Annotated in this window: 11 protein-coding genes; 5 read left to right on the top strand and 6 right to left on the bottom strand. The window is 67.9% G+C overall.

Annotated elements, in window-relative coordinates:
• Nucleotides 1-19 precede the first annotated feature (19 nt).
• Nucleotides 20-3,046 (top strand): phosphoenolpyruvate carboxylase, encoded by a 3,027-nt coding sequence (gene ppc / locus HWX39_RS29810; protein ID WP_175971277.1) that lies wholly within the window; start codon nucleotides 20-22, stop codon nucleotides 3,044-3,046.
• A 118-nt stretch (nucleotides 3,047-3,164) separates the two neighbouring features.
• Here the strand turns inward: ppc and HWX39_RS29805 are convergent, their stop codons facing one another.
• Entirely contained in the window at nucleotides 3,165-3,917 is a 753-nt protein-coding gene (locus HWX39_RS29805) for a class I SAM-dependent methyltransferase (RefSeq protein WP_175971276.1), read from the bottom strand.
• 215 nt (nucleotides 3,918-4,132) lie between these two features.
• Between HWX39_RS29805 and HWX39_RS29800 the strand changes: the two genes are divergently transcribed.
• The 3 genes from HWX39_RS29800 to HWX39_RS29790 all read left to right on the top strand — a co-directional run bounded on the left by HWX39_RS29800 (nucleotide 4,133) and on the right by HWX39_RS29790 (nucleotide 7,260).
• Nucleotides 4,133-4,942 (top strand): helix-turn-helix transcriptional regulator, encoded by an 810-nt coding sequence (locus tag HWX39_RS29800; protein WP_175971275.1) that lies wholly within the window; start codon nucleotides 4,133-4,135, stop codon nucleotides 4,940-4,942.
• Nucleotides 4,943-5,072: 130 nt separating this feature from the next.
• Nucleotides 5,073-6,482, top strand: coding sequence for an argininosuccinate lyase (gene argH / locus HWX39_RS29795; RefSeq protein WP_175971274.1), 1,410 nt, complete (start codon nucleotides 5,073-5,075; stop codon nucleotides 6,480-6,482).
• A gap of 94 nt (nucleotides 6,483-6,576) precedes the next feature.
• Complete coding sequence (locus HWX39_RS29790; RefSeq protein ID WP_175971273.1) at nucleotides 6,577-7,260, top strand: HAD family phosphatase; 684 nt, start codon at nucleotides 6,577-6,579, stop codon at nucleotides 7,258-7,260.
• 82 nt (nucleotides 7,261-7,342) lie between these two features.
• Here the strand turns inward: HWX39_RS29790 and HWX39_RS29785 are convergent, their stop codons facing one another.
• The 5 genes from HWX39_RS29785 to apbC form a co-directional block, all read right to left on the bottom strand.
• Nucleotides 7,343-8,170 carry a lysozyme inhibitor LprI family protein gene (locus HWX39_RS29785; protein WP_175971272.1) on the bottom strand — a complete coding sequence of 276 codons (828 nt, stop codon included), beginning with the start codon at nucleotides 8,168-8,170 and terminating at the stop codon, nucleotides 7,343-7,345.
• Complete coding sequence (locus tag HWX39_RS29780) at nucleotides 8,170-10,449, bottom strand: arginine/lysine/ornithine decarboxylase (RefSeq protein ID WP_175971271.1); 2,280 nt, start codon at nucleotides 10,447-10,449, stop codon at nucleotides 8,170-8,172. The genes HWX39_RS29785 and HWX39_RS29780 overlap by 1 nt, the downstream gene beginning before the upstream one ends.
• Nucleotides 10,450-10,530: 81 nt before the next feature.
• The gene (gene dcd / locus HWX39_RS29775; protein ID WP_006398615.1) at nucleotides 10,531-11,100 is read right to left on the bottom strand and encodes a dCTP deaminase; all 570 of its coding nucleotides are present in this window, start codon (nucleotides 11,098-11,100) and stop codon (nucleotides 10,531-10,533) included.
• A gap of 195 nt (nucleotides 11,101-11,295) precedes the next feature.
• A complete protein-coding gene (sodC, locus tag HWX39_RS29770; protein WP_175971270.1) occupies nucleotides 11,296-11,832 on the bottom strand; it encodes a superoxide dismutase [Cu-Zn] in 537 nt (178 codons plus the stop codon).
• 133 nt (nucleotides 11,833-11,965) lie between these two features.
• Entirely contained in the window at nucleotides 11,966-13,057 is a 1,092-nt protein-coding gene (apbC, locus tag HWX39_RS29765) for an iron-sulfur cluster carrier protein ApbC (RefSeq protein WP_175971269.1), read from the bottom strand.
• 348 nt (nucleotides 13,058-13,405) lie between these two features.
• Between apbC and HWX39_RS29760 the strand changes: the two genes are divergently transcribed.
• Nucleotides 13,406-14,050, top strand: coding sequence for an OmpA family protein (locus HWX39_RS29760; protein WP_175951015.1), 645 nt, complete (start codon nucleotides 13,406-13,408; stop codon nucleotides 14,048-14,050).
• The last annotated feature ends 177 nt before the right edge of the window (nucleotides 14,051-14,227 follow it).

Below are 14,227 nucleotides of genomic sequence, written 5' to 3'. Positions count from 1 at the left end.
TTTCCCAAGGAAACCCATCGTGAAGTCTTCCGGATCGGCGCGTACGGCGCGCCGCAATGCTGCCCTGTCCTCCTCCGACGCCTCGACGGACACCGTCGCCACCACCGCGAACGGCCGTGCGAAAACGGCAACGAAACCGAAAGACCCGATACGTCAGACAAAACGCGCGACGAACGCCGCCGGCCCGGCTGCCCGCACCGCGGCCCGCACGGCCGGTGCGACGAAGTCCGGCACGCGCACGCGCGAGGACAAGGACGGCCCGCTGTTCGAGGACATCCGCTTCCTCGGCCGCCTGCTCGGCGACGTCGTGCGCGAACAGGAAGGCGACACCGTGTTCGACGTCGTCGAGACGATCCGCCAGACCGCGGTCAAGTTCCGCCGCGAGGACGACAGCGAAGCCGCGCAGACGCTCGAGAAGAAGCTGCGCAAGCTGACGCCGGAGCAGACGGTGAGCGTCGTGCGCGCGTTCAGCTATTTCTCGCACCTCGCGAACATCGCGGAAGACCGCCACCACAACCGCCGCCGCCGCATCCACGCGCTGGCCGGCTCCGCGTCGCAGCCCGGCACGGTTGCGTACGCGCTCGAACAGCTGAAGACGACCGGCAACGCGTCGAAGCGCCTGCTGCAGCGCTTCTTCGACGATGCGCTGATCGTGCCGGTGCTGACCGCGCACCCGACCGAAGTGCAGCGCAAGAGCATTCTCGACGCGCAGCACGACATCGCGCGCCTGCTTGCCGAACGCGACCAGGAACTGACGAGCCGCGAGCGCCAGTACAACGAAGCGATGCTGCGCGCGCGCGTGACCGCGCTGTGGCAGACCCGCATGCTGCGCGACGCGCGCCTGACGGTCGGCGACGAGATCGAGAACGCGCTGTCGTACTACCGCGCGACGTTCCTCGACGAACTGCCCGCGCTGTACGGCGACATCGAGGCCGCACTCGCCGAGCACGGCCTGTCCGCACGCGTACCCGCATTCTTCCAGATGGGCAGCTGGATCGGCGGCGACCGCGACGGCAACCCGAACGTGACCGCGGCGACGCTCGACGAAGCGATCAACCGCCAGGCCGCCGTGATCCTCGAGCACTATCTGGAACAGGTGCACAAGCTCGGCGCCGAGCTGTCGGTGTCGAACCTGCTCGTCGGCGCGAACGACGCCGTGAAGGCGCTCGCGGCAGCGTCCCCCGACCAGTCGCCGCACCGCGTCGACGAGCCGTATCGCCGTGCGCTGATCGGCATCTACACGCGCCTCGCGGCAAGCGCGCGCGTACGTCTCGGCGAAGGTACGGTGCCCGTGCGCAGCGCGGGCCGCGGTGCGCCGCCCGTGCGCGCGATCCCGTATGCGGATTCCGATGCGTTCGTCGCCGACCTGAAGGTGCTGACCGCGTCGCTCGACGAACACCACGGCACGTCGCTCGCCGCGCCGCGCCTCGCGCCGCTCGTGCGTGCAGCCGAAGTGTTCGGCTTCCACCTCGCGAGCATCGACCTGCGCCAGAGCTCCGACATCCACGAAGCCGTGGTCGCCGAACTGTTCGCCCGCGCGGGCGTCGAGGCCGACTACGCGGCACTCGCCGAGGAAGACAAGCAGCGCGTGCTGCTCGCCGCGCTCGCCGATCCGCGTCCGCTGCGCTCGCCGTACATCGAATACTCGGCACTCGCGCAGAGCGAGCTCGGCGTGTTCGAAAAGGCGCGCGAAGTCCGCGCGCAATTCGGCGCACGCGCGGTGCGCAACTACATCATTTCGCATACGGAAACCGTCAGCGACCTCGTCGAGGTGCTGCTGCTGCAGAAGGAGACGGGCCTGCTCGAAGGCGCGCTCGGCGTACCGGGCGGCGATGCGAGGAACAGCCTGATGGTGATCCCGCTGTTCGAGACGATTCCCGACCTGCGCGACGCCGCGCGCATCATGCGCGAGTACTTCGCACTGCCGGGCATCGACGCGCTGATCGCGCACCAGGGCGCCGAGCAGGAAGTGATGCTCGGCTATTCGGACAGCAACAAGGACGGCGGCTTCCTCACGTCGAACTGGGAGCTGTATCGCGCGGAGCTCGCGCTCGTCGACCTGTTCCGCGACCGCAAGATCACGCTGCGCCTGTTCCACGGCCGCGGCGGCACGGTCGGCCGCGGCGGCGGCCCGACCTACCAGGCGATCCTGTCGCAGCCGCCGGGCACCGTGAACGGCCAGATCCGCCTGACCGAACAGGGCGAGGTGATCGCGAGCAAGTTCGCGAACCCGGAGATCGGTCGCCGCAACCTCGAGACGGTCGTCGCCGCGACGCTCGAAGCAACGCTCCTGCCGCAGAACAACGCGCCCGCGCAGTTGCCGGCGTTCGAGGCCGCGATGCAGACGCTGTCCGATTCGGCGATGGCCGCGTACCGTGCGCTCGTCTATGAAACCCCGGGCTTCACCGACTATTTCTTCTCGTCGACGCCGATCACCGAGATCGCCGAGCTGAACATCGGCAGCCGCCCGGCTTCGCGCAAGCTGCAGGATCCGAAGCAGCGCAAGATCGAGGACCTGCGCGCGATTCCGTGGGGCTTCTCGTGGGGCCAGTGCCGGCTGCTGCTGACGGGCTGGTATGGCTTCGGCAGCGCGGTGAGTGCGTATCTCGACGGCGCGCAGGACGACGCCGAGCGCACGAAGCGCGTCGCGCTGCTGAAGAAGATGAACAAGACCTGGCCGTTCTTCTCGAACCTGCTGTCGAACATGGACATGGTGCTCGCGAAGACCGACCTCGCGGTCGCGTCGCGCTACGCGCAGCTCGTTTCCGATCGCAAGCTGCGCAAGCACGTGTTCGAGCGGATCGTCGCGGAATGGGAGCGCACGTCGCAGGCGCTGGCGGAAATCACCGGGCAAGAAGGCCGCCTCGCGACCAACCCGCTGCTCGCGCGCTCGATCAAGAACCGCTTCCCGTATCTCGATCCGCTGAACCACCTGCAGGTCGAGCTGATCAAGCGTCACCGCGCGGGCGACACGAACGCGCGGCTGCGCCGCGGGATTCACCTGACGATCAACGGGATCGCGGCCGGCCTGCGCAACACCGGTTGACCCGCCTGCGGCGCGGTGTGATACCGCGCCGGCCGACATCGTGGAAGCCGCGATACGCGAGGGTGCGTATCGCGGCTTTTTTCATGCGCGGGTCAAACCGCAGCGGCCCACCTCGCGCTCAGTGCGCGTCGATCAGCAACGCGTCGTGTTCGAACGAACCGTCGGGCTGCACCGCGTAATAGCCGCGCACCTCGTCGGGCGCATGCGCCCACAGCGCGCGAATGCCGGTGACGCTGTCGGCCGGCGTGCGGATGCGCGCGACCCACGTATCGAAATCGATCGGCAGCCGCCAGCGGCTGTGCACGTGCGCGTCGAAGCCGGCTTCGCGGAACATCGCGAGCCATTCGTCCGCACGGTAGTCGCGTACGTGCGACGCGTCGCGCAGCACCTCCGCGGCCTGCAGGTAGGTGTCGAGAAGCGGATGGTCGTTGCCGGCGATATCGATCATCAGCACGCGGCCGCCCGGTTTCAGCACACGGCGCACCTCGGCAAGCGCCGCGCGCATGTCGTGCCAGTGGTGCGCGCTCATCCGGCTCACGACCCAGTCGAACGTCGCCGGCTCGAACGGCAGTTGTTCGGCCGGGCCCTGCTGCGTGCGGATGTTCGCGAGCCCGCGTTCGCGCGCGGCCGCGTCGACGGTCGCGAGCATCTGCGCGGCGAGATCGTAGGCGACCACGTCGCGCACGTGCGGCGCGACCGCGAAGCTCGCATGGCCGGCGCCGCAGCCGAGATCGAGCACCGCGGCGTCGGGCGTTGTGCGCACCGCATCGGCGAGCGTCTGCAGATCGGCGCCCGTCGCATGGACCGTGCTCGTCAGATAGGCGTCGGCCGTCGTGCCGAATGCGTCGGCGACCTGGTCGTGGTGTTTCATCGTTCGCTCCTTTGTCCAGTTGCCGGTACGACAGACGCCTGCGCGCCTGTACCGGCCCCATGCAACGCGTTTTGTGGGACGCGCGCTGCCCTGTCAGCACGCGAGCCGCTACAATAGGCCTGCGTTTGTACCAGTACAAGTTAAGCAGTTATTCTGGTATTCGATACACCTGCCTGATCGTTGCCGCGTCCCCGCTTCCATTTCACCGTTTCCGCATGAACCACCCGTCCTCCGCCCCGGTCCCGCCGCTCGACGCCACACCCGCCCGTGCACTCGGCGAATTCATCCGCGCCCACCGCGAGCGGCTGTCGCCGCAGGCCGTCGGCCTGCCGCCCGGCCCGCGCCGCCGCACGCCGGGGCTGCGGCGCGAGGAAGTCGCGCAACTATGCGGCGTCAGCCCGACCTGGTACACGTGGATCGAGCAAGGCCGCCCCGTGTCCGCGTCGGCCGACGCGCTCGCGCGGATCGCCGTTGCGCTGCAACTATCGAAAGCCGAACGTGCGTACCTGTTCGAGCTGGCTGCGCAGCGCGACCCGGCCGAACCCGACGTCGCGGGCGGCGACCTGCCGCCGACGCTCGCCGCGACCGTCGCGGCAATCGCGACACCCGCGTACGTGCTCGACCGGCAATGGAACGCACTCGCATGGAACGCACCGGCCGCCGCGCTCTTTTCCGGCTGGCTCGACGGCGAGCACGACCGCAACCTGCTGCGCTTCACGTTCATGTCGCCCGCCGCGCGCATGCTGATCGTCGACTGGGAAACCCGTGCGCGGCGGCTCGCGGCCGAATTCCGCGCCGATTCGATCCGTCACCTGACCGATGCGCCCACTCGCGCGCTGATCGACGCACTGACCGCCGGCAGCGATGCGTTCGCGCAGTACTGGGCGTCGCAGGACGTGTTCGAACGCGAAGGCGGCCTCCGCGAATTCGACCATCCGGCCGACGGTCGCCTCGTGTACCAGCAGATCACGCTGAAGCCCGCGCACCGCGAGGACCTGAAGCTGGTGGTGCTGGTGCGCGACTGAACGGGCCGGCACGCACCTGCGCGCCGCCGCGCACGGCGGCACGGCGCGGCGGGCAGGCCCGCGAATGTTAGAATCGCGGGATTCCCTCGGCGGCGCACGCCGCCCAAACATCCCCCTTCGAAGAATCGCCATGACGTCCCAACTGCACAAAAAGGGCGAGGCCTGGTCGGCCCGCTTCTCGGAACCGATGTCGGAGCTGGTCAAGCGCTACACGTCGTCGGTGTTTTTCGACAAGCGCCTCGCGCTCGTCGACATCGCCGGCTCGCTCGCGCACGCGAACATGCTCGCCGCGCAGCAGATCATCAGCGCCGACGACCTGGCCGCGATCGAACGCGGGATGACGCAGATCAAGGGGGAAATCGAGCGCGGCGAATTCGAATGGCAGCTCGACCTGGAAGACGTCCACCTGAACATCGAGGCGCGCCTGACCGCGCTGATCGGCGACGCCGGCAAGCGCCTGCACACGGGGCGCTCGCGTAACGACCAGGTCGCGACCGACATCCGCCTGTGGCTGCGCGGCGAGATCGACCGTATCGGCGGCCTGCTGAACGACCTGCGCGGCGCGCTGCTCGATCTCGCGGAACAGAACGCCGACACGATCATGCCGGGCTTCACGCACCTGCAGGTCGCCCAGCCCGTCACGTTCGGCCACCACCTGCTCGCGTACGTCGAGATGTTCTCGCGCGATGCAGAGCGCATGCGCGACTGCCGCACCCGCGTGAACCGCCTGCCGCTCGGCGCGGCCGCACTCGCCGGTACGAGTTACCCGATCGATCGTCACGCCGTCGCGAAGACGCTCGGCTTCGACGGTATCTGCACGAACTCGCTCGACGCGGTGTCGGATCGCGACTTCGCGATCGAATTCACGGCCGCCTCCGCGCTCGTGATGACGCACGTGTCGCGCTTCTCCGAAGAACTCGTGCTGTGGATGAGCCCGCGCGTCGGCTTCATCGACATCGCCGACCGCTTCTGCACCGGCAGCTCGATCATGCCGCAGAAGAAGAACCCGGACGTGCCCGAGCTCGCGCGCGGCAAGACGGGCCGCGTGAACGGCCACCTGATGGCGCTGCTGACGCTGATGAAGGGCCAGCCGCTCGCGTACAACAAGGACAACCAGGAAGACAAGGAACCGCTGTTCGACACGGTCGATACCGTCGCCGACACGCTGCGGATCTTCGCCGAGATGGTTGCCGGCATCACCGTGAAGCCGGACGCGATGCGCGCGGCCGCGCTGCAGGGCTTCTCGACCGCCACCGACCTCGCCGACTACCTCGTGAAGCGCGGCCTGCCGTTCCGCGACGCGCACGAAGCCGTCGCGCACGCGGTGAGGATCTGCGACGACCGCGGCATCGACCTGGCCGACCTGACGCTCGACGAGATGAAGCAGGAACTGCCGAACGTCGCGCACCTGATCGGCGAAGACGTGTTCGGCTACCTGACGCTCGAGGGCTCGGTCGCCAGCCGCAACCACCCGGGCGGCACCGCGCCCGACCAGGTGCGTGCGGCGGTCAAGGCCGCGCGCGCCGCGCTCGGCCAGTAAGCCCGCTGTTCCGGACGGACGCCTTCGGCGTCCGTTTTTCGTTCGGGCGGCTGTCGTGCCGCCCATCGCCCTCCCTGCTTCCCGAATGCCGCCGATGACTTTTTCCGCCGCGCTCTTCGACATGGACGGCCTGCTCGTCGATTCCGAGCGGACCATCATGAACACGTGGATCGACGCGTCGAATGCGCACGGCGTCACGCTGACGGCCACCGATTACCTGCAGATCGTCGGCCGCTCGTTCGCCGAAGGCCAGATCATCCTGGCACGCCTGATCGGCAACCCCGATACGTTCGACGCCGTGCGCACCCGTGTGCGCGAGCAGCTCGCGGCGCCCGAACCGCATCCGAAGTTTCCGCTGAAGCCCGGCGCGTTCGCGCTGCTCGACGCGCTCGCGCAGGCCGGCATTCCGTGCGCGGTCGCGTCGTCGTCCGCTTGCGACGTGATCCGCGCGCGGCTCGACGCGGTCGGCGTGCTGCCGTTCTTCCGCGCGATCGCGGGCGGCGACGAAGTCGCGCGCGGCAAGCCCGACCCGGCCGTCTACCGGCTCGCGGCCGAGCGCCTCGGCGTGCCGGCACACGCGTGCGTCGCATTCGAGGACAGCGACTTCGGCGCGCAGTCGGCCGCCGGCGCGGGCGCATCGGTCGTCACCGTGCCCGACCTGAAGGCGCCGACGCCCGAAATCGTCGCGCTGAGCCTCCACGTGCTCGCCTCGCTCGACGATGCAGTCGCGCTCGTGCCGTCGTGGTTCGGCGGGCACGACACGCAACGCCCGGCATAGATCACCTGCCGCCCAATGCAAAAACGGGCACCTTGGGTGCCCGTTTTGCCGTATCGCCGTACAACCGGCTTCGCGATTGCGCTTACTTGTTGCCGGCCGTCTCCGACAGCCGCTTCATCGTCGCAATGCGCGCGCCGATCAGGTCGACGCGGCCGTCCTCGCCGACGAGCGGCGCCGTCGCATCGCGGAACCCGACCCACGCGCGCTGCGCGCGGACGAGCGTCGCGGCCGAATGCGCGGGCATCTTGCGGCGCAGCTTCTGGTAATAGCGGTTCAGGTCGAACAGCGCGTGCTCGCACGCGGCGTCCTGTTCGCACGGCCGCACGCGGCGCAGGGCCGGGTCGCGCGGCGCGTTCGCCGGCTTGCCGTTCGGCTTGGCCGCGCTCGAGGCACCACTCGCGCCGCCCTGCGCGCCGCTCGCGGCCGCGACCGGCACGGCGGCAGGCGCAGGCGCATAGCGATCGGCGGCACTTCGCAGCGCCAACGCGCGATCGCGCACGGGCTGCAGTTGCAGGTCGGCACTCGACATCGCGTACGACGTGCCGCGCGTCGTGTCGTACACGGCCTTCAGCAGATGTACTTCATCCTTGCGCCACGTGACCCAGTGACGCTGGCTGTCCTGCCAGCCGCGCTTCGCGTCGGCCGGCGCATCCTTCAACAGGCGCTGGTAAGCGCCGTCCATCACCGCCTGCCACTGCTGCTGCGCCTCGCCCATGCACTGGACCTGGCCGGCCGGCGACGACCGGTCGCGCCGCGCGAGGCATTGCCGCATCGCGACGTCGATCGGGTCGGCCGCCGCGACTTCCGCGTGCGCGACACCCGCGCCCGCCAGCCCGGCCGCCCCTGCCGCCCAGACGACGAGCGCGGCCAGCGCCGCGCGCATCGCCTGGATTCGTCCGTGCGCAGCCATCAGTCGCGTACGCAGTCGACGAAGTACTCGACGCGGCCGTTCACCTCTTCCGCGACGAGGCCGTGGATGTCGGTGTGGAAGCCCGGGAAGCGTTCGTTGAAGTCGCGCGCGAACCGCAGGTAGTTCACGATCGTCTTGTTGAAGCGCTCGCCCGGGATCAGCAGCGGAATGCCCGGCGGGTACGGCGTGAGCAGGATGCTCGTCACGCGGCCTTCGAGCTCGTCGAGCGGCACGCGGTCGATCTTGCGGTGCGCGAGCTTCGCGAACGCGTCCGACGGCTTCATCGCCGGCTCCATGTCCGACAGGTACATCTCCGTCGTCAGGCGGGCGATGTCGTTCGCGCGGTACACGTCGTGGATCTGCGTGCACAGGTCGCGCAGGCCGACACGCTCGTAGCGCGGATGCTGCGCGACGAATTCCGGCAGCACGCGCCACAGCGGCTGGTTGTTGTCGTAGTCGTCCTTGAACTGCTGCAGCTCGGTCACCATCGAGTTCCAGCGGCCCTTCGTGATGCCGATCGTGAACATGATGAAGAACGAGTACAGGCCGGTCTTCTCGACGATGATCCCGTGCTCGGCCAGGTACTTCGTGACGATCGCGGCCGGAATGCCGGTCTCGCCGAACTCGCCGTCGACGTCGAGCCCCGGCGTGATGATCGTCGCCTTGATCGGGTCGAGCATGTTGAAGCCTTCCGCGAGCGGGCCGAAGCCATGCCAGTGGTCGTTCGGCTTCAGCATCCAGTCGTCGCGCGAACCGATGCCTTCTTCGGACAGGTTGTCCGGGCCCCATACGCTGAAGAACCAGTCGTCGCCGTATTCGGCGTCGACCTTGCGCATCGCGCGGCGGAAATCGATCGCCTCGGCGATCGATTCCTCGACGAGCGCGGTGCCGCCCGGCGGCTCCATCATCGCGGCCGCGACGTCGCACGACGCGATGATCGCGTACTGCGGGCTCGTCGACGTGTGCATCAGGTACGCCTCGTTGAAGCGGTGCTTGTCGAACGTGCGGTTCTCCGAATCCTGCACGACGATCTGCGATGCCTGCGAGATGCCCGCGAGCAGCTTGTGCGTCGAGTGCGTCGCGAACACCAGCGCGCCGGTACGCGGACGGCCGTCGCCGATCGCGTGCATGTCGCGGTAAAAGTCGTGGAACGTCGCATGCGGCAGCCACGCTTCGTCGAAGTGCAGCGTGTCGAGCAGGTCGCCGAGCAGGTCCTTGATCATCTCGACGTTGTAGACGACGCCGTCGTACGTGCTCTGCGTGATCGTCAGGATCCGCGGCTTCATGTCCGGGTTCTCGCGCAGCGCCTCGCGCGCGAACGGGTTCGCCTCGATCTTCTTGCGGATGTTCTCCGGCTTGAATTCGTCGCGCGGGATCGGCCCGATGATGCCGAAATGGTTGCGCGTCGGCGTGAGGAACACCGGAATCGCGCCCGTCATCGTGATCGCGTGCAGGATCGACTTGTGGCAGTTGCGGTCGACCAGCACGATGTCGCCGGGTGCAACCGTCGCGTGCCAGACGATCTTGTTCGACGTCGACGTGCCGTTGGTCACGAAGAACAGGTGGTCCGCGCTGAAGATGCGCGCCGCGTTGCGCTCGGACGCCGCGACCGGGCCCGTGTGGTCGAGCAGCTGGCCGAGTTCGTCCACCGCGTTGCAGACGTCCGCGCGCAGCATGTTCTCGCCGAAGAACTGGTGGAACATCTGGCCGAGCGGGTTCTTCAGGAACGCGACGCCGCCCGAGTGGCCCGGGCAGTGCCACGAGTACGAGCCTTCGTCCGCGTACTTGACGAGTTCCTTGAAGAACGGCGGCGCGAGCGAGTCGAGATAGACCTTCGCCTCGCGGATGATGTGGCGCGCGACGAACTCCGGCGTGTCCTCGAACATGTGGATGAAGCCGTGCAGCTCGCGCAGGATGTCGTTCGGCAGGTGGCGCGACGTGCGCGTCTCGCCGTACAGGAAGATCGGGATGTCCGCGTTGCGGCGGCGCACTTCGGTGACGAACGCGCGCAGTTCGATGATCGCGGTCGCGAGCTCGGGCAGTTCGCCGTCCGGGCCGGTTTCGCCGAGCATGAGTTCGTCGTCGTCGATCGACAGGATGAAGCACGACGCGCGGCTCGACTGCTGCGCGAACGACGTCAGATCGCCGTAGCTCGTGAGACCGAGGACTTCGACGCCCTCCTTCTCGATCGCTTCGGCCAACGCCCGGATGCCGGAGCCCGAGATGTTCTCGGAGCGGAAATCTTCGTCGATGATGACGACGGGGAAACGAAACTTCATGGGCGATTCTCCAAAAAGAACGACCGCGGCGCGTCACGCGCAGCGGTCACCCGGAAACTGGTGAGACGTTATGCAACCAGATCAGGTTTTCGGCAGCGTGACACCACGCTGCCCCTGATACTTGCCGCCGCGATCGGCGTACGACACGTCGCACACTTCGTCGCTCTCGAAGAAGAGCACCTGCGCGACGCCTTCGTTCGCGTAGATCTTCGCGGGCAACGGCGTGGTGTTCGAGAATTCCAGCGTGACGTAGCCTTCCCACTCGGGTTCGAACGGCGTCACGTTGACGATGATCCCGCAGCGCGCATAGGTCGACTTGCCGAGGCAGACCGTCAGCACGGTGCGCGGGATGCGGAAATATTCGACGGTGCGGGCCAGCGCGAACGAGTTCGGCGGGATGATGCACACGTCGCCCTTGAAATCGACAAACGAACCCTCGTCGAAGTTCTTCGGGTCGACGATCGTCGAATTGATGTTCGTGAAGATCTTGAATTCGTCCGCGCAGCGGATGTCGTAGCCGTAGCTCGACGTGCCGTAGCTGACGATCCGGCGGCCGTCCTCGGACGCGCGAACCTGATCGGGCACGAACGGCTCGATCATCTTGTGCTCTTCGGCCATGCGCCGAATCCATTTGTCGGACTTGATGCTCATGCCAGCCTCCGCCGGGTCGTCCCAAGGAGGCTGACGGCCCCCTGGAGGGGCAGCGAACAAAGTGAGCGTGGGGGTCGATTCATATCGGGGCGCCAGGAAACGCTGCGTGACGGAAAACGGAGGCCGCCATTCAGGACGGCGGCCGGGGAAAGGCCGACATTTTACGCGATCATCGGCCCGCGCACGCGGCGGCCGTCAACGGATCACGCCGCAGGCGAGCGCGGGCCCCGCGCCATGCTGCGCAAACGCGGGATCGCTCGGGTCGCGGTGCACCAGCGCCGCGCGGTTCATCGCCGAGCGCACGCCGTCGAGGGCCAGATCGGGCGCGACGATGAAGCCGGCCGCGACGCCGTTCGCATCCGCGTGGATGTTGCCGAGATCGCCGGCGACGCGAGCGCCCGCGCGCAGCCGGTCGGCCGCCGGCGCGAACACCTGGCCGGCGCTCGAGCCGTCGCCCGCGTTGCAGTCGCCGCGTTCGTGTACCTGTAAAGCGTGATCGCTGTTCGGCGGCAGCCCGGCCAGGTTGTAGGTAACCTGCACGCCGTCCGGACGCTCGACGAACGTCACCGCGCCGCGCGTCTGCGAACCGACCGTCGGCTGCAGTTGCGCGTCGGCCCGTTTTTCGTGCGACGAGGAAAAGGAGGTGCAGCCGGCCAGCAGGCCCAGCGCGGCGGCGGCCAGCAGCGCGCACCGCACGCGGCCGGCGCGCACGCCGTGATGTCGTTGTTTCATTCGATCCTCATGCCGGCTGGCGGCCGTTTGACACGACGGCCGCGCCGGGCGGGTAAAGGGACCCGGGAAAAGTCGCCATGATACCGCGCCTCGCGGCGCCGTAAACAGCGTGAGGCCCCGCCCCGCAAGGGTTTTACGTATTTTGAACAACGATCGACGGGAACTTCGACGTCATGTCGCGCGATCGCTCGGCAATCGCCAGCGCGACCCCGCGTGCGATGTCGCGGTAGCGACGCGCCAGCGCGCCTTCGGAATCGGCCACGACCGTCGGCGTGCCGCTGTCGGCCCGCTCGCGGATCGCGATGTCGAGCGGCAGGCTGCCGAGCACGTTCACGCCATAGTCCTTCGCCATCCGCTCGGCCCCGCCGGCGCCGAAGATGTGCTCCTCGTGGCCGCAGTTCGAACAGATGTGGATGCTCATGTTCTCGACGATGCCGAGGATCGGAATCCCGACCTTCTCGAACATCTTCAGGCCCTTCTTCGCGTCGAGCAGCGCGATGTCCTGCGGCGTCGTGACGATCACCGCGCCCGTGACAGGCACGCGCTGCGCGAGCGTGAGCTGGATGTCGCCCGTGCCGGGCGGCATGTCGACGATCAGGTAGTCGAGCTCGCGCCAGTTGGTCTGGCGCAGCAACTGTTCGAGCGCGGAGGTCGCCATCGGGCCGCGCCACACCATCGGGTTGTCTTCCTCGATCAGAAAGCCGATCGAGTTTGCCTGCAGCCCGTGGCCGACGAGCGGGTTCATCGACTGGTTGTCGGGCGACTCGGGGCGCTGGCCGTGGATACCGAGCATCGTCGGCAGCGACGGGCCGTAGATGTCGGCGTCGAGAATGCCGACCGACGCGCCTTCCGCGGCGAGCGCGAGCGCGAGGTTGACGGCCGTCGTGCTCTTGCCGACGCCGCCCTTGCCCGACGCAACCGCCACGATGTTCTTCACGTTCGGCAGCAGCTTCACGCCGCGCTGCACCGTGTGCGCGACGATCTCCTGCGACACCGCGACGCGCGCGTCGCGCACGCCGGCCACGGCCTGGAGCGCTGCGGTGACGCGTGCGCGCACGTCGTCGTGCTGGCTGCGCGCGGGATAACCGAGCACCACGTCGAGCGCCACGACATCGCCGTCGATCGCGACGTTGCGCACGCCCTTGTTCGCCGCATACGGACGGCCGGTATTGGGGTCGACGACGGCCGCCAAAGCGGCGTCGACTTGTGCCCGGTCAATGCTCATCGAAACTCCGTGAAAACGTTTTTCTCGCGCGCGAACGTCAAAAAATATCAAATTACGCTGCGAAAATCGGAAAAAGTGAAAGAATCTGTTGCACGCCATTGCGCGAACGCGCGACCCGGCGCACTCTTCGCGTGCGGCATGCTATGGGGCCAAATCGGCCGCTTACCGCCTATATTGTAGAGGCTGACGCGCTGCCCTGTCCCAACAGCCACGCTGGCGGACAGGGCATGCGGCCACCTCGGCGGCTGCCGCGGGCGCAGGCCTGCCCTCCTTTTTCGGGCGGCCCGCGCAGGGAGCCGTAACTGTTGTCATCGTTGTCGACTCGTTCAACCAAGAGAGGAATCCAAGATGAACATGAAAATCGCGACCCGCTTGTCCGTCTTCGCATTGGCCGGCGCACTGCTGGCAGGCTGCGCCACGCAGCAAGGCAACAACACGGCCGTCGGTACCGGCACGGGTGCGGCGCTGGGCGCAGGCATCGGCGCGCTGGCGGGCGGCGGCAAGGGCGCGGCGATCGGCGCGGGCGTCGGCGCGCTGGTCGGCGGCGTGACGGGTTACAACTGGCAAGCGATCAAGAACAAGCTCGCGCCGTCGGCAGCGCAAACGGGTACGCAAGTGACCGAGCAGCCGGACGGCTCGCTGAAGCTGAACGTGCCGAGCTCGGTGACGTTCGCGACGAACCAGTACGCGATCACGCCGGCCTTCACGCCGCTGCTGAACGACCTGGCGACGACGCTGAACCAGAACCCGCAAGTGACGGCATCGATCGTCGGCTACACGGACAGCACGGGCTCGGCCCAGCTGAACCAGACGCTGTCGCAGAACCGTGCGCAAAGCGTCGTGAACGCCCTGGCACAGCGCGGCGTGAACGGCGGCCGCCTGTCGGCGCAAGGCATGGGCGCATCGAACCCGATCGCGGACAACGCGACCGAAGCTGGCCGCGCACAGAACCGCCGCGTCGAAATCTACCTGCGCGCAGCGCAGGCGCACTAAGCGCACAACGAGGGGAACGCGCGGGCTCGACGCCCGCGCAGCCCCGCCGGACAAGGCTTCCGGCGGAGCCGGTAACCAATCGAAAAAATTTTCGAACTTCTGTCGCGGGCCGTGGTCAGTATTTATGGTACGCGGCTGGTGTTGCCGGCGCGTCACCATTCTCCTCTTGTCGTTGTT

It is taken from the genome of Burkholderia sp. BCC0322, assembly GCF_902833045.1.
Lineage (GTDB): Bacteria > Pseudomonadota > Gammaproteobacteria > Burkholderiales > Burkholderiaceae > Burkholderia.
The sequence above is the reverse complement of the archived record's forward strand: the minus strand, read 5'-3'. Positions and strand labels throughout refer to the sequence as shown.

Excerpts from the sequence above, each read along its gene's own strand:
- HWX39_RS29800 (WP_175971275.1), top strand. The coding sequence starts at position 4,133 with ATGAACCACCCGTCCTCCGCCCCGGTCCCGCCGCTCGACGCCACACCC.
- HWX39_RS29785 (WP_175971272.1), bottom strand. The coding sequence starts at position 8,170 with ATGGCTGCGCACGGACGAATCCAGGCGATGCGCGCGGCGCTGGCCGCG.
- HWX39_RS29805 (WP_175971276.1), bottom strand. The coding sequence starts at position 3,917 with ATGAAACACCACGACCAGGTCGCCGACGCATTCGGCACGACGGCCGAC.
- HWX39_RS29780 (WP_175971271.1), bottom strand. The coding sequence starts at position 10,449 with ATGAAGTTTCGTTTCCCCGTCGTCATCATCGACGAAGATTTCCGCTCC.
- HWX39_RS29760 (WP_175951015.1), top strand. The coding sequence starts at position 13,406 with ATGAACATGAAAATCGCGACCCGCTTGTCCGTCTTCGCATTGGCCGGC.
- apbC (WP_175971269.1), bottom strand. The coding sequence starts at position 13,057 with ATGAGCATTGACCGGGCACAAGTCGACGCCGCTTTGGCGGCCGTCGTC.
- HWX39_RS29790 (WP_175971273.1), top strand. The coding sequence starts at position 6,577 with ATGACTTTTTCCGCCGCGCTCTTCGACATGGACGGCCTGCTCGTCGAT.
- sodC (WP_175971270.1), bottom strand. The coding sequence starts at position 11,832 with ATGAAACAACGACATCACGGCGTGCGCGCCGGCCGCGTGCGGTGCGCG.
- dcd (WP_006398615.1), bottom strand. The coding sequence starts at position 11,100 with ATGAGCATCAAGTCCGACAAATGGATTCGGCGCATGGCCGAAGAGCAC.
- argH (WP_175971274.1), top strand. The coding sequence starts at position 5,073 with ATGACGTCCCAACTGCACAAAAAGGGCGAGGCCTGGTCGGCCCGCTTC.